This is a genomic window from Pseudomonas simiae (assembly GCF_000934565.1).
Lineage (GTDB): Bacteria > Pseudomonadota > Gammaproteobacteria > Pseudomonadales > Pseudomonadaceae > Aquipseudomonas > Aquipseudomonas simiae.
Window position 1 is genome coordinate 5,294,325 of sequence record NZ_CP010896.1, and the last position, 20,741, is coordinate 5,315,065.

The 20,741-nt window shown below is 62.1% G+C and carries 16 protein-coding genes; 3 read left to right on the forward strand and 13 right to left on the reverse strand.

The features are described from left to right. Positions 1-6: 6 nt before the first annotated feature. Both cydB and PF1751_RS24060 read right to left on the reverse strand, forming a co-directional pair. The gene (cydB, locus tag PF1751_RS24055) at positions 7-1,014 is read right to left on the reverse strand and encodes a cytochrome d ubiquinol oxidase subunit II (RefSeq protein WP_010206692.1); all 1,008 of its coding nucleotides are present in this window, start codon (positions 1,012-1,014) and stop codon (positions 7-9) included. 1 nt (position 1,015) lies between these two features. After that, the gene (locus tag PF1751_RS24060; protein WP_010206693.1) at positions 1,016-2,455 is read right to left on the reverse strand and encodes a cytochrome ubiquinol oxidase subunit I; all 1,440 of its coding nucleotides are present in this window, start codon (positions 2,453-2,455) and stop codon (positions 1,016-1,018) included. Positions 2,456-2,773: 318 nt separating this feature from the next. Here PF1751_RS24060 and PF1751_RS24065 point away from each other — a divergent pair, with 318 nt between their 5' ends. Next, positions 2,774-4,012 (forward strand): MFS transporter, encoded by a 1,239-nt coding sequence (locus tag PF1751_RS24065; RefSeq protein WP_044287921.1) that lies wholly within the window; start codon positions 2,774-2,776, stop codon positions 4,010-4,012. A 157-nt stretch (positions 4,013-4,169) separates the two neighbouring features. Here PF1751_RS24065 and PF1751_RS24070 read toward each other — a convergent pair whose 3' ends face one another. From PF1751_RS24070 to PF1751_RS24085, 4 genes are all read right to left on the reverse strand, one after another. Continuing rightward, on the reverse strand, positions 4,170-6,353 hold the full coding sequence (locus PF1751_RS24070; RefSeq protein ID WP_044287922.1) for a xanthine dehydrogenase family protein molybdopterin-binding subunit: 2,184 nt from the start codon (positions 6,351-6,353) through the stop codon (positions 4,170-4,172). After that, positions 6,350-7,339, reverse strand: coding sequence for an FAD binding domain-containing protein (locus PF1751_RS24075; protein WP_044287923.1), 990 nt, complete (start codon positions 7,337-7,339; stop codon positions 6,350-6,352). Before PF1751_RS24075 ends, PF1751_RS24070 begins: the two co-directional genes overlap by 4 nt. Further along, positions 7,336-7,842 carry a (2Fe-2S)-binding protein gene (locus PF1751_RS24080; RefSeq protein WP_021492941.1) on the reverse strand — a complete coding sequence of 169 codons (507 nt, stop codon included), beginning with the start codon at positions 7,840-7,842 and terminating at the stop codon, positions 7,336-7,338. Before PF1751_RS24080 ends, PF1751_RS24075 begins: the two co-directional genes overlap by 4 nt. A gap of 96 nt (positions 7,843-7,938) precedes the next feature. Beyond that, positions 7,939-8,385, reverse strand: coding sequence for a DUF4879 domain-containing protein (locus PF1751_RS24085; protein WP_044287925.1), 447 nt, complete (start codon positions 8,383-8,385; stop codon positions 7,939-7,941). A 173-nt stretch (positions 8,386-8,558) separates the two neighbouring features. Between PF1751_RS24085 and PF1751_RS24090 the strand changes: the two genes are divergently transcribed. Together PF1751_RS24090 and trmA are read left to right on the forward strand one after the other, a co-directional pair. Continuing rightward, positions 8,559-9,854 carry an NCS2 family permease gene (locus PF1751_RS24090; RefSeq protein WP_021492943.1) on the forward strand — a complete coding sequence of 432 codons (1,296 nt, stop codon included), beginning with the start codon at positions 8,559-8,561 and terminating at the stop codon, positions 9,852-9,854. Further along, a complete protein-coding gene (gene trmA / locus PF1751_RS24095; RefSeq protein ID WP_010206703.1) occupies positions 9,851-10,930 on the forward strand; it encodes a tRNA (uridine(54)-C5)-methyltransferase TrmA in 1,080 nt (359 codons plus the stop codon). The genes PF1751_RS24090 and trmA overlap by 4 nt, the downstream gene beginning before the upstream one ends. A 97-nt stretch (positions 10,931-11,027) precedes the next feature. On the opposite strand, the gene PF1751_RS24100 is transcribed toward trmA, so the two are convergent. From PF1751_RS24100 to PF1751_RS24130, 7 genes are all read right to left on the reverse strand, one after another. Continuing rightward, positions 11,028-12,344, reverse strand: coding sequence for a TolC family outer membrane protein (locus PF1751_RS24100; RefSeq protein WP_044287926.1), 1,317 nt, complete (start codon positions 12,342-12,344; stop codon positions 11,028-11,030). Further along, positions 12,341-13,666, reverse strand: a complete 1,326-nt coding sequence (locus PF1751_RS24105) for an HlyD family type I secretion periplasmic adaptor subunit (protein ID WP_044287927.1) — start codon at positions 13,664-13,666, stop codon at positions 12,341-12,343. Before PF1751_RS24105 ends, PF1751_RS24100 begins: the two co-directional genes overlap by 4 nt. Further along, complete coding sequence (locus PF1751_RS24110; RefSeq protein WP_044287928.1) at positions 13,663-15,399, reverse strand: type I secretion system permease/ATPase; 1,737 nt, start codon at positions 15,397-15,399, stop codon at positions 13,663-13,665. The genes PF1751_RS24105 and PF1751_RS24110 overlap by 4 nt, the downstream gene beginning before the upstream one ends. Positions 15,400-15,561: 162 nt before the next feature. Next, entirely contained in the window at positions 15,562-16,182 is a 621-nt protein-coding gene (locus tag PF1751_RS24115; protein ID WP_021492947.1) for a heme acquisition protein HasA, read from the reverse strand. An 81-nt stretch (positions 16,183-16,263) separates the two neighbouring features. Beyond that, positions 16,264-18,921, reverse strand: a complete 2,658-nt coding sequence (locus PF1751_RS24120; RefSeq protein WP_044287929.1) for a TonB-dependent receptor — start codon at positions 18,919-18,921, stop codon at positions 16,264-16,266. Between the two features lie 133 nt (positions 18,922-19,054). Continuing rightward, positions 19,055-20,053, reverse strand: a complete 999-nt coding sequence (locus tag PF1751_RS24125; protein WP_010206715.1) for a FecR family protein — start codon at positions 20,051-20,053, stop codon at positions 19,055-19,057. Between the two features lie 63 nt (positions 20,054-20,116). Beyond that, complete coding sequence (locus PF1751_RS24130) at positions 20,117-20,638, reverse strand: RNA polymerase sigma factor (protein WP_010206716.1); 522 nt, start codon at positions 20,636-20,638, stop codon at positions 20,117-20,119. Positions 20,639-20,741 lie beyond the last annotated feature (103 nt).

Here is a 20,741-nt window from a genome sequence, read left to right on the forward strand (position 1 = left end):
ACCCTCCTAGTGATAACCGTCTTCGTGGGTGACCTTGCCGCGGAATACGTAGTAGCTCCAGAAGGTGTAGCCCAGGATGAACGGGATGATGAACAAGGTGCCCACCAGCATGAAGCCCTGGCTTTGCGGCGGCGCCGCGGCATCCCAGATCGACACGGAGGGCGGAATGATATTCGGCCACAGGCTGATGCCCAAACCACTGTAGCCCAGGAAAATCAGCACCAAGGTCAGCAGGAACGGCGTGTAGTGCGCATGACGTGCCACCGCGCGGAACAGTCCGTACATGGTCACCAACACCAGGATCGGCACCGGCAGGAACCAGAACAGGTTCGGCAGGGTGAACCAGCGCGAGGCGATTTCCGGGTGCGTCAATGGCGTCCAGATGCTCACAATGCCGATCACCGCCAGCACCACAAAGGCCAATGGCCGTGCCAGGTTGTGCATCTTTTCCTGCAGCGGGCCTTCGGTCTTCATGATCAGCCAAGTGCAGCCGAGCAACGCATAGGCCACGATCAACGCGACGCCGCAGAACATCGTGAACGGTGTGGCCCAGTCCAGTGAGCCGCCGGCGAACTGGCGATCCACTACCGGAATGCCGTCGATAAACGCCCCCAGCGCCACGCCCTGGAAGAACGTCGCCGCCAATGAGCCACCGATAAACGCCTTGTCCCACAGGTGACGCTTGTGGTCCTTGGCCTTGAAGCGGAACTCGAACGCCACGCCACGGAAGATCAGCCCGATCAGCATCAGGATCAGCGGCAGGTACAGCGCCGACAACACCACCGAATAGGCCAGCGGGAACGCGCCGAACAACGCTGCGCCGCCCAGGACTAACCAGGTTTCATTGCCGTCCCAGACCGGGGCCACGGTGTTCATCATGACGTCACGGTCGGTCTTGCCCGGGATAAACGGAAACAGGATGCCGATGCCCAGGTCGAAACCGTCCATGACCACATACATCATGATGCCGAAGATGATGATCACGGCCCAGATCAGCGGAAGATCAATACCCATCTCAATTCCCCTTGTGCTGGATGTCGACGTGGTCGTCGTCGCTGCCATCATCGGCAGCCGACAACGGACGGGCCGGTGTGCGTTTCTGGCCAGGGCCACCGTGGGTAGGTTCACTGCCCTCGTGGGTCTGAGGTCCTTTGCGTACCAGGCGCATCATGTAGCCCAGGCCCGCGCCGAACAGCGCGAAGTACACCACCACGAACAACACCAGGGTGATCGTCATCTGCGCCAGGCTATGCCCGGAGGAAGCATCCGCCGTGCGCATCAAGCCGTAGACCACCCACGGCTGACGACCGATCTCGGTGGTGAACCAGCCGGCGAGAATCGCGATCAGGCCGGACGGGCCCATCCACAACGCCAGGTACAGGAACGGTTTGGACGTGTACATCTTGTCGCCCCGGCGCAGCCAGAGGCTGAACAAACCGGTGAAGATCATCAGGAAGCCCAGGCCGACCATGACCCGGAACGACCAGAACACGATGGTCGAGTTAGGGCGGTCCTCGGGCGGGAATTCCTTGAGCGCCGGAACCTGCTTATCCAGTGAGTGAGTCAGGATCAAGCTGCCCAGGTACGGGATTTCCACCGCGTACTTGGTTTTCTCGGCCTTCATGTCGGGCCAGCCAAACAGGATCAGCGGCGTCGGCTCGTTGCCGATGTTTTCCCAGTGGCCTTCGATCGCGGCAATTTTTGCCGGCTGGTGCTTCAAGGTGTTGAGACCATGGAAGTCGCCGATCACCGCCTGAATAGGCGCGACGATCAGGGCCATCCACATGGCCATCGAGAGCATTTTGCGGATCGCCGGGTTGTCCTTGCCGCGCAGCAGGTGCCAGGCCGCCGAGGAACCGACGAAGAACGCGGTGGCCACGAAGGCTGCCGTGGCCATGTGCGCCAGGCGATACGGGAAAGACGGGTTGAAGACCACGGCGAACCAATCGGTCGGGATCACGCGGCCATCAATGATTTCAAAGCCCTGAGGCGTCTGCATCCAGCTATTGGACGAGAGGATCCAGAACGTGGAAATCAACGTGCCGACGGCCACCATTACGGTGGAGAAGAAGTGCAGGTTGCGCCCGACCTTGTTCCAGCCGAACAGCATCACGCCAAGGAAACCGGCTTCGAGGAAGAAGGCCGTGAGCACTTCGTAGGTCAGGAGCGGCCCGGTGACGGCGCCCGCGAAGTCCGAGAAGCGGCTCCAGTTGGTGCCGAACTGGTAGGCCATGACCAAACCGGAGACCACACCCATACCGAAGTTGACGGCAAAGATCTTCGACCAGAAATGATAGAGGTCACGGTAGGTGTCGTTGTGGGTCTTGAGCCACAAGCCTTCCAGCACCGCAAGGTAACTGGCCAGGCCGATGGTGATCGCCGGGAACAGGATGTGGAAAGAGATGGTGAACGCAAATTGAATTCGGGCGAGATCTAGCGCCTCCAAACCGAACATAAGTCTTCCTCTGTCAGGTAATACCGGCTGCTGGCGGGAGCCTGCACCCACTGCCCCCACGGATATGGAGTCTGGCGAATTTCAATTCGTTTCTTTTTTTAACCCACCCCGTCGGGAATCTGGCCTTGCGGCCGCCAGGTCGATGCCCGGGCGGACATTGATCTGGATCAAGCATTGCTAAAAGAGTAGTCCCATTTTCGATGTAGGACGGCGTGGTCTTTTGCCGCGTGACAGACTGCCTCAGCTCAGTTGTTGCAACTATCTGTTACAACTTAGTGATAATCTCGGCGCTCCCTCCGGCTCTGACCTGAACTCCCGATGCCTAGTGAACCCGCGTTGCTGTTGCGTCATCACCGCCCTTTCATTGCCTTCTGGCTGGCGCGCATCTTTACCGCCAGCGGTTTCCAGATGCTCACCGTGGCCATCGGCTGGAACCTCTACCAACTGACCGGCAATGTGCTGGACCTGGGGTTGGTCGGCCTGGTGGAGTTTGTGCCGCGCGTACTCTTCATGTTGCACACCGGGCATGTGGCCGATCGCTATGAACGGCGCAAGGTCGCCGCCATCTGCCAGATCGTGCAGGCGCTGATTGCCCTGAGCCTGGCCATCGGCGGGCTGACCGGCAACGTGACCCGCGAGATGATTTTTATCCTCGCCTTCCTGCTTGGCGCCGCACGTTCGTTTGAAATGCCGACCACTCAGGCGATGCTGCCGAGCATCGTCCCCAGCACCTTGTTTCCGCGAGCCGTGGCCTCGTCGCAGTCGGCCCAGCAGTTGGCAACCATCGTCGCCCCAGCCCTTGGCGGTTTGCTTTACGCGTTTGGCAGCGTCTGGGTCTATGGTCCAACGGTGGTGCTGTACCTTATCGCCTGCGTGCTGACCCTCAACCTGCCCGCGCGCCAGACGCCACTCAACAAAGGCAAGGCCACCCTGGATTCTCTGCTCGCCGGCATCCGCTTCATCCGCAGCCGCCCGGACATTCTCGGTGCCATCTCCCTCGACCTGTTCGCCGTGCTGCTGGGGGGTGCCACCGCGTTGCTGCCGGTGTTCGCCAAAGACATCCTGCTGACGGGTGCCTGGGGCCTGGGCCTGCTGCGTTCGGCGCCGGCAGTGGGGGCGCTGTTGATGTCGCTGTGGCTGGCGCGGTTTTCGGTGGACCGCCACGTGGGCCGTGTGATGTTTACCGCCGTCGGCGTGTTCGGTGTGGCGACCATTGCGTTCGGGCTGTCCACCTCGTTCTGGTTCTCCCTGGCGGTGCTGGTGGTGCTGGGCGCGGCGGACATGATCAGCATGGTGATCCGCGCCTCCTTCGTGCAGTTGGAAACGCCGGATGAAATGCGCGGGCGGGTCAGTGCCGTCAACGGCCTGTTTATCGGTGCGTCCAATCAGTTGGGCGAGTTTGAGTCCGGCATTACCGCCCACTGGTTCGGCACCGTGCCCGCCGTGGTCATGGGCGGGATCGGTACGCTGGTCGTGACCGGGGTCTGGATCAAGTTGTTCCCGACGTTGGCCAACCGGGATCGGATGCATGTGCCAGTGGAAGACGCCAAGGTTTAAGCCCCGCCACCTATCCTGATGCTGGAATGCACTAAGTGTGGGCGCGGGCTTGCTCGCGAACGCGGTGAATCAGCCAGCCCATCAGGTGACTGTCCCGCCGCATTCGCGAGCAAGCCCGCTCCCACATTTTGGATCTTCGGTGGGTTGAAGATTGGGGCTAGAGCACCTTGTCCAGGGTAATGGGGAACTCCCGCACCCGCTTGCCGGTGGCGTGATAAATCGCATTGGCCACCGCCGCCGCCACCCCGACGATACCGATTTCCCCGACGCCCTTGGACCCCAGGGCATTGACGATCTCGTCGTGCTCTTCGACAAACACCACGTCAATGTCGCCGATATCGGCGTTTACCGGAATGTGGTACTCCGCCAGGCTGTGGTTCATGTAACGCCCCAGCTGATGGTCGATCTGGGTTTCTTCATGCAGCGCCATGCCAATGCCCCACACCACACCGCCCAGGATCTGGCTGCGGGCCATCTTGGGGTTGACCACCCGCCCGGCAGCAATCGCGCTGACCACCCGACGCACCTTGATGGTGCCCAGGTCTTCATCCACCTGCACCTCGACAAAGACCGCCGAGTGGGTGGCGGTGCTGTAGCCCTCGCGTTTCTTGTCGGGCTCACTGTCGACCTGCACTTGCAGCGCGTCTTCGCCGCTGTCCTTGACCAACTGTGCCAGCGACACACTCACGTCGCCGGTATGCAGATGGCCATCTTCGAAGCGCACGGACTCGGCATCCTTGAACACCGGATACGTCTGCCGGGCAATGCTCAACAGTTTGCCGGTCAACGCTTCGCAGGCTTGCTGCACAGCGGTGCCGACGGAAGACACGGTAAACGACCCGCCCTGCAACGGCGCGGTGGGCAATGATGAATCCCCCAACACAAACGTCACGTCTTCGACCGCCACACCGCTGGCCTGCGCCGCGATCTGGGTCATCACCGTGTAAGTCCCGGTGCCGATATCAGTGGTGGCGCTGCTGACGGTCAGCTTGCCCTGCACGTCGATTCGCGCCTTGGCACTGGCCTTCATCTGCATGGCTTCCCATACCCCGCCGGCCATGCCCCAGCCGATCAACTGGCGACCGTCGCGCATGCTGCGCGGCTCCGGGTTGCGCTGGTTCCAGCCAAAACGCTCGGCGCCTTCGCTGTAACATTCGCGCAGGGCTTTGCTGGACCAGGGTTTGTCTTCGTTCTGGTTACGCTCGGCGTAATTGATCAGCCGCAGTTGCACCGGGTCCAACCCTAAGGCGCTGGCCAGTTCATCCATGGCGCATTCCAGGCCGATCACGCCGAGGGCGGCGCCAGGTGCGCGCATGTCCAGCGGCGTGAACACGTCCAGGGGCACCAGTTTGTAGGTCAGTTGCACGTTGTCGCAGTGGTAGAGCATGCCGCTCCATTCCACGACGTGTTCGCTGAAGTCTTCGAAGCGCGAGGTCTGGCCGATTGCGGTGTGCCCCAGCGCCAGCAGGCGCCCATTGGCGGCGGCGCCCAGTTGCAGGCGCTGCAAGGTGCGCGGGCGGTAACCGAACGTGAACATCTGCTGACGCGTCAGCGTGACCCGCACCGAACGCTTGAGTGCCAAAGAGGCCATCACTGCAAGCGGCAATTGGTACTGCGGACGCAGGCCGGAACCAAACGCACCGCCGACAAACGCGGCGAAGATACGCACCTGGCTTTTATCCAGGCCGAAGACTTCTTGCACATAGGCCTGGCAGTTCTGCGGGCCTTGGGTCTTGTCATGGATATGCAGGGTGCCGTCCGGCTGATACAGCACGGTGCTGGCGTGGGGCTCCATCGGATTATGGTGTTCGATAGGCGTGCTGTAGTGCACGTCCAGGCTGACGGCGGCGCCGGTCCATTCGGCCTGGAAGTTGCCACGCGGCGTGGGCGGGGTCTGCGGCGAGGCGTGGGCCTGGTCCTGCATGGCCAGCAAGTCGGTTTCGAAGGCTTCGGTCTCGTACTCGACCTGCACCAATGAACCGGCATGCCGCGCCAGTTCAAGGTTGTCGGCGATAACCAGGGCCAGGGGCTGGCCGCTGTACAGCACGCGGTCGTTGTAGAGCGGCCGAAACGGCGAGCCGTCGGCGGCGTCGGCGTCTTGGAAAGCATCGTCGTAGCTGGCGATTTTGGGGCGATTGAGGTGATGGATCACGTCCACCACGCCCGGCAGGGCCAGCGCTTTGGAAGCATCGATGCGCAGCACACGGCCCTTGGCGACGGTACTGGACACCACGCTGCCATGCAGCAAGCCGTCCTCGGGAAACTCACCGGCGTAGCGCGCCTGGCCGGTGACCTTGAGCAGACCGTCAACCCGGTCCAAGGGTTTGCCGATAGCGGTCATGGGCGTTCTCCTGCGACTGCTGCATCACTCAGGGCGCGAATAATCCCCCGGCGTGCCAGCTTGATCTTGAAGCCGTTGTGTTCCAGCGGTTCTGCGTCTTGCAGCAGAGCGTCGGCGGCGTGGCTGAAGGTTTCGCGGCTGACGACCTGGCCGATCAGCGCGGCTTCCACGGCGCGATCACGCCAGGGTTTGTGGGCCACGCCGCCAAGGGCCAGACGCGCATCGACGATAGTGTCACCGTCCAGTTCAAGCGCTGCGGCAACCGACACCAGGGCAAAGGCATAAGACGCGCGGTCGCGGATTTTCAAATAGTTGCTATGGTGCGCCAGGTTGTCGGCGGGCAGCTCGATGGCGGTGATCAGCTCATCGTCGGCCAGCTGGTTGTCCCGTTGCGGCGTATCACCGGGCAGGCGATGGAAATCGGCAAACTCGATGATCCGCGCACCGCCGCGCCCTTCGACATGCACCCGCGCCTCCAGCGCCGCCAAGGCGACGCACATATCGGAAGGATGGGTGGCGACGCACTGCTCACTGGCGCCGAGGATCGCGTGGATGCGGTTCAAGCCCGTTCGCGCCGGGCAGCCGGTGCCAGGCTCGCGCTTGTTGCAGGGCACGGTGGCGTCATAGAAGTAGTAGCAACGGGTGCGCTGCAACAGGTTGCCGCCGGTACTGGCCATGTTGCGCAATTGCGGCGAGGCGCCGGCAAGGATGGCCTGCGACAGCAGTGGGTAGCGCTGTTCGATCAGCGGGTGCCAGGCCAGGTCGGCATTGCTCACCAGGGCGCCGATCAACAGCCCTCCGTCGCTCGTCTCCTGAATGTCATGCAACGGCAGGCCGGTGATATCGATGAGATGCTCGGGGCGGCTGATGTTTTCTTTCATCAGGTCCAGCAGGTTGGTGCCACCGGCAATAAAGCGCGAGGCGCCCGTGCTCAGGTGCACGGCCTCCTGTACATCGACGGGTTTGCTGTAATGGAAGGGGTTCACTGCTCACCTCCCACAACGTCCACGATGGCATCGCGAATATTGTTGTAGGCACCGCAGCGGCACAGGTTGCCGCTCATCAGTTCTTGGATTTGCGCGGTGTCGTGGGCACGGCCTTCATTGGCCAGGCCCACGGCGGAACAGATCTGGCCGGGGGTGCAGTAACCGCACTGGAAGGCGTCGTGCTTGATGAACGCCTGCTGCATCGGGTGCAACTGGTCGCCGTTAGCCAGACCTTCGATGGTGGTCAGCTCGGCGCCGTCGCACATCACCGCCAGGGTCAGGCAGGCATTGATTCGCTTGCCGTCGCGCAACACTGTGCAGGCACCGCATTGGCCGTGGTCGCAGCCTTTTTTGCTGCCGACCAGATCGAGTTGCTCGCGCAACAGGTCGAGCAGCGTGGTCCAGGGCAACACATCCAGCTGGCGTTCCTGGCCGTTGAGGCTCAGGCGTATGGAGTGGCTGGCGAACGGTTGGGCCGCCGCGCCATTAGGGGTCGCGCTCATAAACACCTCACGGGTTGGTCTACATCCGCGGCGTTCAGGAAAATCGCCGTCTCAGGGGTACGACTTCCCGGGGTATCGAGCGTTCAAGCTGATTGATCAGCGGATATTGAGCTGCGTGGTCAGGGTGTTTTGCGGGGGGTTGATCGAGGAATTGCTGTACTGGAACCAGCCCTGGGCGTCGACATTCAGGTCAAACACATAGATGTAGCCCATCAGCGTGCCTGCGCCGTTGCACACTTCGCTGATGTTGCCGACCTGGCAGACCGGCGTGCGCTGCCCATTCAATTCGGCACCATCGAAGCGGCCCATGGGGTTATTGCCCAAGCCGACTTCCATCACAGAAACCTTGGTGGGACCGCGGTGCGTGCACATCTGCGTACTCTGCGCGCGCTCGGGAATGGTTTCGGTGCAAGCCGCCGATTCGACCTTGAACACGCGCACCTCGCTCAAGGGCGGTGCAGCCGCGCCCCACACCGGTGCTGCGCCGAGCAACAGGCTGAGACAGGGGATCAGGGCTAGACTCCACGGGCTGGCGATTTTCATGCTGCAAGTGACCTTCGTTTAAACGTCGGCGCAGTATGCCTCAAGGCCTCGGCTGCTGGTATGATGCGCCGCTTTTTCCGATCCTCTCTGAAACCACAGGCGCTTGGCGCAGTTTGTGCTTTGACTTAGAGGTCAACAAATCACGACGCCACAGAGCGTCACAGGGAGCAGGCATGCTGGAAAAGCTGTTTCAACTCAAGGCACACAACACCAACGTGCGCACCGAGATTCTCGCGGGCATCACGACATTCCTGGCCATGGCCTACATCCTGTTCGTGAACCCGAGCATCCTCGGCGAGACCGGCATGGACAAGGGCGCGGTGTTTGTCGCGACCTGCCTGGCGGCGGCCATCGGTTCGACCGTGATGGGCCTGATCGCCAACTACCCGATCGCCCTCGCGCCGGGCATGGGCCTCAACGCCTTCTTTACCTACACCGTCGTCCTGCACATGGGCCATACCTGGCAGGTTGCGCTGGGTGCGGTGTTTATCTCGGCGGTGCTGTTCTTTCTGCTGTCGATCTTCCGTATTCGTGAATGGATCATCAACGCCATCCCCCTGCCGCTGCGCTCGGCGATTGCCGCCGGTATCGGTCTGTTCCTGGCGTTGATCGCCCTGCATAACGCCGGCATCGTGGTCAGCAACCCGGCCACCATGGTCGGCATGGGCGACTTGAAACAACCCGCGCCGATCCTCGCCACCCTCGGTTTCGTGCTGATCGTTGCACTGGAAGCCCTGGCCGTGCGCGGCGCGGTGCTGATCGGTATCCTGGCGGTGACCATCGTGTCGATCCTGCTTGGCGTCACCGCCTTCGGCGGCGTGACCTCGATGCCACCGTCCCTGGCTCCGACCTTCCTGCAGCTGGACATCAAAGGCGCGCTGGATATCGGCCTGGTCAGCGTGATTTTCGCCTTCCTGTTCGTCGACCTGTTCGACAACTCCGGCACCCTGATCGGCGTGGCCAAGCGTGCCGGCCTGATGGGCAAGGACGGCCACATGCCGAAAATGGGTCGTGCGTTGATTGCCGACAGTACTGCCGCCATGGCCGGCTCGCTGCTGGGCACATCGACCACCACCAGCTACATTGAATCAGCGGCTGGCGTGAGCGCCGGTGGCCGTACCGGTTTGACCGCCATAGTGGTCGCGATTTTGTTCCTGCTGGCGTTGTTCTTCTCGCCACTGGCCGCCAGCGTACCGGCCTTCGCCACTGCGCCGGCACTGCTGTTCGTGGCGGTGCTGATGACCCAGGGCCTGGCCGAAATCGACTGGGACGACATCACAGTTGCAGCGCCGGTGGTCATCACCGCCCTGGCGATGCCTTTCACCTACTCCATTGCCAACGGCATCGCCTTCGGTTTCATCGCCTGGACCGCCATCAAGCTGCTTTCGGGCCGCTACCGTGAGCTGAACCCAGCGCTGGTGATTCTGTCGATTCTGTTTGTGATCAAGCTGGGCTGGTTCAACGCATGACTTTTGACGCCGCACGCTACACCGCTCAACTGCAAGACAAGGTCACGCGCTTGCGTGACCTGCTGGCCCCGTTCGACGCGCCAGAACCGCAGGTCTTCGACTCGCCGCTGCAGAACTTCCGCCTGCGCGCCGAGTTCCGCCTGTGGCGCGAGGGCGGTGAGCGCCACTACGCGATGTTCTCCCAGGACGACAAGCGCACGCCGATCCTGATCGAAGCGTTCCCCATCGCAAGCACACGCATCAACCAGTTGATGCCGCAACTCAAGGCCGCCTGGCAAGCCAGCGCCGCCCTGAGCCACAAGCTGTTCCAGGTGGAGTTCCTGACCACCCTGGCCGGCGACGCGATGATCACCCTGTGTTATCACCGCCCGCTGGATGAGCACTGGCACACCGCCGCACGCCAACTGGCGGCCGACTTGAATGTCAGCATCATCGGCCGCTCCAAGGGCAAGCGCGATGTGATCGGCCACGACTACGTGGTGGAGAAACTCGACGTCGGCGGCCGCACGTTCAGTTACCGCCAACCCGAAGGCGCCTTCACTCAGCCCAACGGCACGGTGAATCAGAAGATGCTCAACTGGGCCTATGAAGCCTTGGGTGATCGTCCGGATGACTTGCTGGAGCTGTATTGCGGCAACGGCAACTTCACCCTGCCCCTGGCTACGCGTGTACGCAAAGTGCTGGCCACCGAAATCAGCAAGACCTCGGTGAATGCGGCCCTGAGCAACCTCGATGAAAACGCGGTGGATAACGTCACCCTGGTGCGCCTCTCCGCCGAAGAACTCACCGAGGCACTGAATGAAGTGCGCCCGTTCCGCCGCTTGCACGGCATCGACCTGAAAAGCTACGAATTCGGCAGTGTCTTCGTCGACCCGCCTCGCGCAGGTATGGACCCGGACACCTGCGAGCTGACCCGGCGCTTCGATAACATCCTGTACATCTCCTGCAACCCGGAGACGCTGGCGGCGAACATTGCGCAACTGCATGACACGCACAAGATTACCCAATGCGCGATGTTTGACCAGTTCCCGTGGACGCACCATATGGAGTCCGGGGTGTTATTGACTCGGCGGTAACTCAAACGCCTCCGGTGCCTTCTTGCTCGGCCGTCCGCCCTTCTTGCCATTGGCGCGGGCGGCGGCTAAAGCCCGGCGAATGCCGGGTTATAACCACTTACGCCGAGGGCTGGAAATACCCCGCCAATGCCCGCAAGTCCTGCTCGCTCAGCAACCCCGCGTAATACTTCAACTGAATCCTCGCCAACAAATAGGCATGCCGCGCGTTCGCCAAATCGCGACGGGCGGTGAAGAGTTGTTGCTCGGCGTCGAGCACGTCGAGGTTGACTCGTTCACCGCCGGCCACACTCTTTTTCGTCGCAGCGACCAACGCTGTGGCGGAGCTGACCGCCATCTCATAGGCACGCACTTTCGCCGCGCCGCTGGTGTTGAGGTTGAACTGTTTGCGCAACTCCACCAGGGTGGCCGAGGTTTGCGCGTCAAGCTCGTATTGGGCCTGGGACAGCTGGTTCGCCGCCTGGCGGGTGGACGCCGATACGCCGCCGCCGGCAAACAGCGGCAGGCTGACCTGAATGCCGACGGTATTGGTGTCGTACTTCTGGTTGTAGCTGCTTTCCGAGTCGGAGTTGGTCTGGCGGCTGGTGGCATACAGGCTGACCTTGGGCTGGTGTCCAGCGCGTTTGCGCTCCACTTCATAGGACGCCACATCCAGGGCATGGTGCTGGGATTTAAGTTCCGGGTTGTTGGCCATGGCCATCTCGCGCCAGGTTTCGAAACGATTGGGCTCCAAGGGCGGTATCTCGAATTGACGCGTCAGCGGCGCCAGCTCTTCGATCTGCAGCGGTTGGCCAATGATGGCTTCCAGCTCACGCAATGCGCTGTCCTGAGCGTCCTGGGATTCGATTTCTTCAGCCAGCGCCAAGCTCAAGCGCGCCTGGGTTTCCAGCACATCGGTGCGTGTGCCTTCACCACCTTTTAAGAGGCGATCATTGAGTTGCAAGCGCTCGGCATACGCGCGCTTCTGAGCGCGGCTCAGCTCGATGCGTTCCTGGGCCAGCAACGCCTGGCTGTAAGCGTTGAGCACCCGCACCGCCAGCTCCTGGCTCTTGCCGCGAAAGCGCTCGTCGGCCATGAGCGCCTGGGCGGTGCCCTGGCGAAAACGCGCGTAGGCTTCGTAATCCAGCAGCGGTTGCTGCAAGGTCAGGGTCGACGCATAGCTGCGGTAATCACGCTCACTGGTCACATCACCCGCCGTCACTTCGGATGCGTTGCGCGAGTTGTTATAGCTCCACGACAAATTCGGTAGTAACGCCGCACGGCCGATCGCGCGGTTTTCTTCACCGCCTTCACGCTCCTGGATAGCGGCCTGAAATGTCGGATCATTGCGTAGGGCCAAGTCGTAGGCATCCAGCAAACCCAAGGCCTGCACCGCCGAGGAACAACCAAAACACACGGTAAACAACAGCGCCTTCATTCTTCCACCAGGGCCATATGGGTGCGATCCATCAAAGGTTTAAACAGGTAGTTGAGCATCGAGCGCTCGCCAGTCTTGACGAAGGTTTCCACTGGCATGCCCGGACGGATCTGCACACCGCCCAGTTGCTGCATGCCGGCCGCGCTGACTTGGGCACGCAGCGTGTAATACGGCTCGTCGGAGCGTTCATCGACCTGGCGGTCCGCCGACACCAACGTCACCTCGCCGGCCACCCGTGGTGTGGTGGATTGGTTGAACGCCGAAAACATCAGTTCCACCGGCAGGCCGGGGTGCACCTTGTCGACCATCTGCACCGGCACCCGCGCCTCCACCAGCAAGGGTTCGCCCTGGGGCACGATGTCCATCAACGCCTGGCCGGGCTTGATCACGCCGCCTTCGGTGTACACATCCAATCCCACCACCACGCCAGATGCGGGGGCGCGCACCAGGCTGTTAGCCAGTTCGAACTCGGCCGACGCCAGGCGATTACGCAGGTCGTCGCTGCGGGTGCGGGTCTCGGCCAACTGGCCACGCAGGTCCTTCTGAAAGTCTTCGCCGAGCTGTCGGATGCGCAGGCGCAGTTCCATCACCTGGCGTTGCAGTTGGCCGATGCGGCCGTAGTCCTCGGCGATGGCGCCGTCTATTTGTGAGTACAACCGTTCGCTGTCGAGCAGGCGATTGCGTGGGATGTAACCCTCACGCGCCAGCTCGCGCAGGCCCTGCAACTGCTCATTCAACGCGGCGCGTTGCTGGACTTTGCTCGCTTGCGAATCCCGCGTGCCCCGCAGTTGCGCCTCGGCCCCGGCGATGGTTTCGCGCAGGCCTTGTTGCTCGGTGGCCAATGCCTGGGCGCGGCTATTGAACAGCTGCCGTTGCAGGCTCAGCGTGCCCGCTGCCTCCGGGTCGTTGAGCAACTCAGGGCCGAAACGGATCGCCGACAACCCTTCACTTTCCGCACTCAAGCGCGCTTCGCTGGCCAGGGACGCCAGGTACTGGCTGCGCAGGGACTGCATCTGCGCGCGCAACGGGGTTTCCTTCAAGCGCAGTAACACCTGGCCGGCGCTGACCACGTCACCGTCGCGCACGTCGATACGCTCGACGATGCCACCGGCAGGATGCTGCACGGTCTTGCGATGACCCGAGACCATGACCTTACCCGGCACCGCCACGCCCTTGTCCAACGGCGCCAGCGCGGCCCAACCAAGGAACCCGGCAAAACCACCGAGCACCAACAACCAGCCCAGGCGTGAGTACTGTTTGTCATCCAGCGCCAGGACGTTGTTAGGCGCTTCGCTGACCAACACGGGTTTGCTCTGGTTCATGCCTGTTTTCCTTCACCGAGGCGGTAGCTCATGCTCATGGTCGATACCGGCTTGGCCGCTGCCGGTTTCTGCCGTGCCTCCAGCACGCGCGCCGTCGGCCCGAAGGCTTGCATCTGGCCGTCCTTGAGGATCAGCAGCTGGTCCGTCAGGCTTAGCACGTTGGGTTTGTGGGTGATCAGGATGATCGTACGACGCTGCTGCTTGAGCTGGGCGATGGCCCGGAGCAGGGCGTGTTCACCGACTTCATCAAGGTTGGCATTGGGCTCATCCAGCACGATCAGCGCAGGCAAGCCGTACAGCGCACGGGCCAGGGCGACGCGTTGTTTCTGGCCGCCGGACAGCCCGGCGCCGCCCTCCCCCAAGTGCGTGTCGTAGCCCTGGGGCAGTTGCAGGATCAGCTCATGTACGCCGGCCAGTTGCGCGGCAGCAAAGACTTTGTCGGCGTCGACTTCAGCAAAGCGCGCGATGTTCTGCGCGATGCTGCCGGCGAACAACTGGATGTCTTGCGGCAGGTAACCGATGTGCGGGCCCAACTGCTGTTTGTCCCACAGCGCCAAGTCGGCACCGTCCAGCCGCACCTTGCCGGCCAGGGGGCCCCAGGCGCCCACCAGTATCCGAGCCAGGGTGGACTTGCCGCAGCCAGACGGCCCGATCACGCCCAGGACTTCGCCTGCTGCCAGGTTGAAGCCCAGATTAGCCAACGCCGGCCGACGGCTGCCAGGGGCACAGGCGCTGATCTGTTCGACGCTCAGTTGGCCTTTGGGCACCGGCAGCGTCATGCGCTCAGGGCGCGCGGGATTAGCCTCCAGCATCTGCGACAACCGATCGAAGGCCAGGCGTGCCGAGCCCCATTGTTTCCACACGCCGATCAATTGGTCGATAGGGCTCAGCACACGGCCCATCAGGATCGAACCGGCAATCATCATCCCGGGCGTGATATCGCCCTGCACTGCCAGCAAGGCGCCCAGGCCCAGCACCAGGGATTGCAACGCCAAGCGCACACCCTTGGACCAAGCGGTGACGGTCGCCGTCTTTTCACTGGCCAGGTTCTGCTGCGCCAAAAACGCCTGATGCTGACCGAACCATCGGGCACGCAAGGTGGCAAGCATGCCCATGGCTTCGATGGTGTCGGCATTGCGCAGGTTGGCCGTGGCTTGCTGGCTGGCGTTGATGGACAGTTGGCTGGCCAGGGCCATCGGCGCCTGGCTGACGTGATGGTTGACCCACGCCAGCACGATCAACAACACCGCCCCGACCAGGGCCAGCAGACCCAGCCAGGGATGGAACAGGAAAATCACCAGCAGGTACACCGGAAACCACGGCGCATCGAAGAACGCGAACAACGCCTGGCCGGTGGCGAACTGGCGCAGCGTGGTCAGGTCATGCAGCGCCTGGCCCGCCGCCTGGCTGCCGCCCTTGAGTTGCGCTTCGAACGCGGCGTCGTACACCCGCTGGTTCAAGCGCATGTCCATCTGCGTACCGAGTCGAATCACCACCTGGCTGCGCACCCATTCCAACGCGCCCATCAGGCCGAACAGGCCGAGGATCATCAGCGTCAGCATCAACAGGGTCATCTGGTTGCCCGAGGCCAGCACCCGGTCGTACACCTGCAGCATGTACAGCGCCGGAGCGAGCATCAGCAGGTTAATCACCGCCGAGAACAGGCCGATGTTGAAGAAGCCACTTTTATAGGCCTTGAGGGCGGCCAGGGTTTCGTTGCCGGCGTGGCGCATCTGGAGATTCTCATGGGGTTGAGCGGGCAGCGCCGCGTTGACAGGTAAAACGGCGCTGCGCAGAATTCGGCACCGCCGTCGCTGAAGAAGTAGAAGGCTTGGGCGACGGCGGTGTAATGCGGCGAATGGGAGAGCGATCTTCCATTCGCTTTTTTCTTCGCGTCAGGCGGCCAGGGCGAAGTCCTGAGGCACGTCTTGCACGCCCACGAGCGCCACGTCGGAAGCCGCGACCGAAGCCGAGTCCACATGGGCCACACCGGCGGCAGCCAGTTGGTCGAACGTCGAGTTGATCGACAGGTTTGGATCGATGTCCTTGAGCAGGGAGTCGATCGCCGAAGCCAGTGCCGAGCTGTCGCCGCTCATCAGGCCGTACACGATTTTGTGTACCTGGCCGTCACGGCCTTCGGACTGCAGGCTCGACAGGCCCAGGTTGGCGAAGCTGACTTCCTGCTCGCCGAGGGCGTAGCTACCGCCGGCAGCGCCGCCCGTCAGGACAGTGCCCAGGTCCAGGGAGTCGATCGAACCCCACAAGGTGTGCGACGGCGGATTGAACAAGGTGTAATGCAGGTCACCGTTAGCGACCACTGCTGCGTTGCTGACAGTGCTCGACACACCGTATTGGGTGCCGTCGAACGGGCCAGGATTGAAACCACCGGTGTTCGAACCCTCTTTGACCGAACCTTCACGGTGGTTCAGGTCACCAAAGTAAGCCGACCAGTCGCTCAGGTACTCGGCAACGGTGCTAGCGGCGTAGGTCGTGCTGTATGAAATAGAAATGCTCATGCAAAACTCCAAGTCATGGGGTGGTAACTCCACAGCAGGCCAGTGCATGCTGTGGTTTTGCCCGTCACTGGGCAAAATCGGTCAGAATTGATATTCGACAGTGCCCTGCAACGTGCGCCCACGCCCCAGGGTAAAGGCCAACACGTCGCCCAGCGGCACCAGATAGGCACGGTCGGTGACGTTTTCCATGGCCAGGCGCAGGGTCAACTGGTCAGTGGCGCGGTAGCTGCTGAAAAGGTCATAGACCGTGTAGGGCTTCCAGTCGGCCGGATAAACGCCGGTCTGCGAAGTGGTCACGCCGACGCCACCTTTTACGTAGTAACCGCCGCTGTAGCGGGCGCGAACGCCTACGTCCAGTTTTCGCTCGAAGAAGCGTGCCCCCAGCGTCGCGGTGCCACGGTCCATCGGCATGTGCTCGGAGGAGCCCAGGATTGCACTGCAGCCCTGCCCCGCATTGGCCACGTCGTCCGGCACCATCGCGGTGACTGGCGCCCGGCTACCCGGCCCTTTCTGGATCTTGGTGACCCCCCCCAGCCACGCGGTCTTGCTGCAGAACCTGTTGCTGCCGAGCATCCGCGTGTAATTGAACTGGCCATAGGCAAAGCCGGCGTCGTAATCCAGTTGGTACTCGAGGCCGCGAAAACGCGTGGTCTCCAGGTTGTTCACATACGCCGCATTGCCGATATTGGCGATGCCATAACCGGGCGGCTGTACGCCAAGCGCCATATAGGAAAAGTCATCCACGCGGGTGTTGAAATACGACACCTTCATGCCCGCGCGATCATCGGCGAACAACAGGTCTTCCTTCAGCACATTGAAGCCCACCTCCCAGGCGGTGGACGTCTCCGGTTTCAAAAACGGGTTGGGGAAAATCGACTCCGAGCCCCCGCCATGGGGCCTGCCGCTCACCAGGGTTTCGGTGACGGCCGGCGGGCGCCAGCCCTTGCCGTAGGTGGCGAAGAGTTGCAACCAATCCACGCCTGGCTTGATCGACAGGCCGAAGGTCGGCGAGAAATGCCCCTCTTCCCGATCCACGTCATAAGTCATGGGCACGCCGACTTGACGAGTAGTGCCAATAATAAAAGTCCGGGTGTTCAGGCCCGTCTCGCCCCGCAGCCGATAGCGGTCGTAGCGCAACCCAGCGTTGAGGTTCAGCCAATTGTCATAGTCGTAATCCAGGCGCGTGAACAGGCTGCCCATCGCCCGATCACCTTTGGGGGTGACGCTCTCTGCCGCCGAGGCCGTCACTGCTGAATCGCTGGCGACCATCTGGTTCGAGTCCGGGCGGACCTTGTCGTAGAAAAACTCCAGGCCATAGTTGGCCTTGATCACGGACAGTTCACTCAAGGCAAAGGTCGACATGTTCTGTGCCTGGAAACCATAGGTGTTGGTCTGGTACGTGACCTCGTAACCCTTGCTGCTGCCACGGGTCAGCGTGGATTGATCGTTGCGGGTATCGACGTAATAGAGCTTGGCCTTGAAATCGATCAGCGGATTGTCCGGCGTGTAGCTGTAGTCCAATGCGACGTTCTGCGCCGTGACATCGCTGCTGCCGAGCTTCTCCCATAACTGGGCTTTTTCAGCGCTCATCATGTTCACGTCGTCGTAGCCGACTGCGGTCGTCAGGTAGCTCAGTTGCAAACGCTGGTCCACGGGCAAGTTGATACCGAGCTTGAGCAGGCGGGAGCGCATCACCGAGCCCGAATAGGCGACGGTGGTGTTCTTGATCCGTTCCTGACTGTTCGGCAGGAAGGACGTGCCGGTGCGCAGATCGCCGATACTGCCTTTGGTGCCAGGGTTGTAATCGCCGAGGTGACGCTCACTGGCGGCCAGCAGCATGTCCCAAACGTCGGTGCCCACGGCAAACGCCGAGCTGCCGATAAAGTGCGTACCGTTGCTGCGCCCGCCCAGCCCAGTGTTCACGCGGATGCGTCCGCCGATTTCCTTGCCGTCCTTGAGCAGATCGGCAGCTTCCACGGTGCGAAAATTCGCCACCCCGCCGATCACCCCAGCGCCGCCCATCGTGGAGGTGGCGCCCTTCTCTATCACCACCTCAGACAGCAACTCCGAGTCGACATACAACGTGCCATTGCGTTGCTGGTGGCCGCTTTGTTGATAGTTCTGACGCATGCCGTCCACTGACATGTTGACCCGGCCGTAGTCCTGGATGCCGCGAATATTCACCGACAAGCCAGGGTCTTGCTGGCTGACCGCCGAGTAGACGCCCGGCGCCTCCTCCAGCATTTCAGCGGCATGCCGCGGTGGGTTGCGATCCAGTTGCTCGCGCCCGACCACACTCACCGAACGTGGCGTTGAATACACCCAGTCGTTGGGGTGCAGGCCGGTGATCGTGGTGGTGGCCAACGCCAGCGCAGCACCACTCTGCTCGACGCGGGTCAGGGTGACTTGACGCTCGCCGTTGAAGCGATACTCCACCGGTGCATTGCCCAGCAACCGCGCCAACCCTTCCTGCACGCTGTACTGACCGTTCACCGTCGTACTCTGCAAACCTGCGAGCCGCTGGCTGTCGAACAACACTTGCAGGCCGGCCTGATCGGCAAACGCCAGTACGGCGCTGCCCAGGGACTGCGCAGGGATATCAAGCATCAGCACGGCAGGTTGCGCAGCCTTCACCGCAGGTTGCGCGGCGTACACCGGGGCCGCCGCAGCGAACAGCCCCACGTGGATGGCCAGGGCTAACCGGCTAACGGTGATACGCCCCTTGTTGAGTGCTGACATTTCTGAGGTTCCCTGCGCTAAGCGTTTTTTGTTTATGCGAATGCTTCTCACCTAGCAAGACGTGCGACGCGCAGGAAGTCAGTAAGACTTTTTCGAAAGTTTTTTTCTGCAGGCAAACAAACCTGTAGGAGGGTCAATAGATCAGGCTGAGGCCTGCCAGGTCCAAGCGTTGCACTTGCAGTTCCTGGGTGAGGGTACCGAGGGCGGTGTCGAGCATGTCGAGTCGAAACACGCCACTGACTTCGCGATCGCCCAGTGCCGAATCGGTGAGCACCACACGTCCGGGGCGGTAACGGTTGAGTTGCTCGATGACTTTGGCCAAGGGCTGGCGATCAAAGATCAGCACACCGCGTCGCCAACTGGTGGCGCGTTCTACATCGAGCTGTTCCAGGGGCACGATGCCTTCCTGGAGGTTGTAGCGCGCGGCCAGGCCGTCCTTGAGCACCCGGTCGGCCGGGCCCTTTTTCGGGATGGCCTGCAGGGAAACCTCGACACTGTGTTCGAGCACGCCGACCCACGCCTGGCTATCGCCTTCGCGTTCCACCACAAACCGCGTGCCCAGCGCCCGGGTCTGCCCCCCGGCGCTCTGCACCACGAACGGCCGGGTTTCCTCGCCCACCATCGGCGCCACATCAAAGATCGCCGAGCCCTGGAGCAGGCTGATACGACGCTGCACACCGTCGTAGTCCAGGCGGATGGCACTGCCGGAGTCCAATTCCACCTTGCTGCCATCGGCCAGGTGGACGGTGCGCACCTCGCCTTTTTCGGTCATGTAGTCGGCTTGCATACGCAGCAACACGTCCGGCCCACGCACCCAGCCGACGCCGGCCACCACCACGACCAATGCAATGGCCGCCACACGTTGCCACGGCCTTCGCCGTTTGGAGCGCCGCGCAGGCAGGGCCGCCGCCGACGGACGTTGACGGTGCACCGGTTCTTCCTTGTACACGTCGCCCAACGCCGCCCACGTTTGTTCGGCAAAGCGCAATGCCGCTTCATGGCGGCTGTCGCAGGCGATCCAATGCTGCAGCTCGGCCTGTTCCTGGTCGGTCAGGGCACCGGCGTGCAAGCGCACCGCCCACTCGGCGGCCGCCTCGGTAATGCTGTGCTGTTGCGGACCCTGGCTATTCACGTGTGAATCTCGAATTTTTCATTATGTAACGCTGTGACGACTGACCTGGCGTTTTTCGGTAATTCATTCGTCGGATGGCGCCACCTCGCCGTCCTGCAAGCGCTGCATCACGTAAGCCAACGCCTTGGCCAGGTGCTTTTGTACGGAGCTGTCAGAGATGTCCAAGTGCCGGGCGACCTGGGCGTGGGTCATGCCTTCGATACGGTTGAGGCGGAAAATCTGCTGGGTGCGTTCCGGCAACTCCGCCAGTGCCTGCTTCAATGCCTGTCGCTGTTGCTGCGCCATTGCCTGAGCCTCCAACCCGGCCACTTCATCTTCAATCTCGGCCAGCGCCTCATGGGGCACGGCGTCTGTCTTGCGCCGCGCTTCCTGACGAATATGGTCGATCAGCAGATTGCTCGCCGTCCGATAGAGATAGCCCTGGGAGTTGTCGATGCGCTCGCCGGCCGGCTTTTCCGCCAGGCGCAGGAAACTCTCCTGTACCAGGTCTGCGGCCAACTGCGGGTCCCGTACCTTGCGCGCCAGATACCCGCGCAGGGTATCGGCATGCTTGAGAAACAGGCCTTTGAGATCCACGTCCGACAAACCGACTCCCTGGAATGTTAAGGAAACAGGCGGGCATCTTAAGCGTTGTCGAGAATGATTTTCAATTGATATCTAATCTGATCCGCCCGTATGAAAGGCCTGA

Bases quoted from the DNA above. Each gene is read 5' to 3' on its own strand.
- cydB (WP_010206692.1), bottom strand. From the start codon at position 1,014: ATGGGTATTGATCTTCCGCTGATCTGGGCCGTGATCATCATCTTCGGC.
- PF1751_RS24060 (WP_010206693.1), bottom strand. From the start codon at position 2,455: ATGTTCGGTTTGGAGGCGCTAGATCTCGCCCGAATTCAATTTGCGTTC.
- PF1751_RS24065 (WP_044287921.1), top strand. From the start codon at position 2,774: ATGCCTAGTGAACCCGCGTTGCTGTTGCGTCATCACCGCCCTTTCATT.
- PF1751_RS24070 (WP_044287922.1), bottom strand. From the start codon at position 6,353: ATGACCGCTATCGGCAAACCCTTGGACCGGGTTGACGGTCTGCTCAAG.
- PF1751_RS24080 (WP_021492941.1), bottom strand. From the start codon at position 7,842: ATGAGCGCGACCCCTAATGGCGCGGCGGCCCAACCGTTCGCCAGCCAC.
- PF1751_RS24085 (WP_044287925.1), bottom strand. From the start codon at position 8,385: ATGAAAATCGCCAGCCCGTGGAGTCTAGCCCTGATCCCCTGTCTCAGC.
- PF1751_RS24090 (WP_021492943.1), top strand. From the start codon at position 8,559: ATGCTGGAAAAGCTGTTTCAACTCAAGGCACACAACACCAACGTGCGC.
- trmA (WP_010206703.1), top strand. From the start codon at position 9,851: ATGACTTTTGACGCCGCACGCTACACCGCTCAACTGCAAGACAAGGTC.
- PF1751_RS24100 (WP_044287926.1), bottom strand. From the start codon at position 12,344: ATGAAGGCGCTGTTGTTTACCGTGTGTTTTGGTTGTTCCTCGGCGGTG.
- PF1751_RS24105 (WP_044287927.1), bottom strand. From the start codon at position 13,666: ATGAACCAGAGCAAACCCGTGTTGGTCAGCGAAGCGCCTAACAACGTC.
- PF1751_RS24110 (WP_044287928.1), bottom strand. From the start codon at position 15,399: ATGCGCCACGCCGGCAACGAAACCCTGGCCGCCCTCAAGGCCTATAAA.
- PF1751_RS24115 (WP_021492947.1), bottom strand. From the start codon at position 16,182: ATGAGCATTTCTATTTCATACAGCACGACCTACGCCGCTAGCACCGTT.
- PF1751_RS24120 (WP_044287929.1), bottom strand. From the start codon at position 18,921: ATGTCAGCACTCAACAAGGGGCGTATCACCGTTAGCCGGTTAGCCCTG.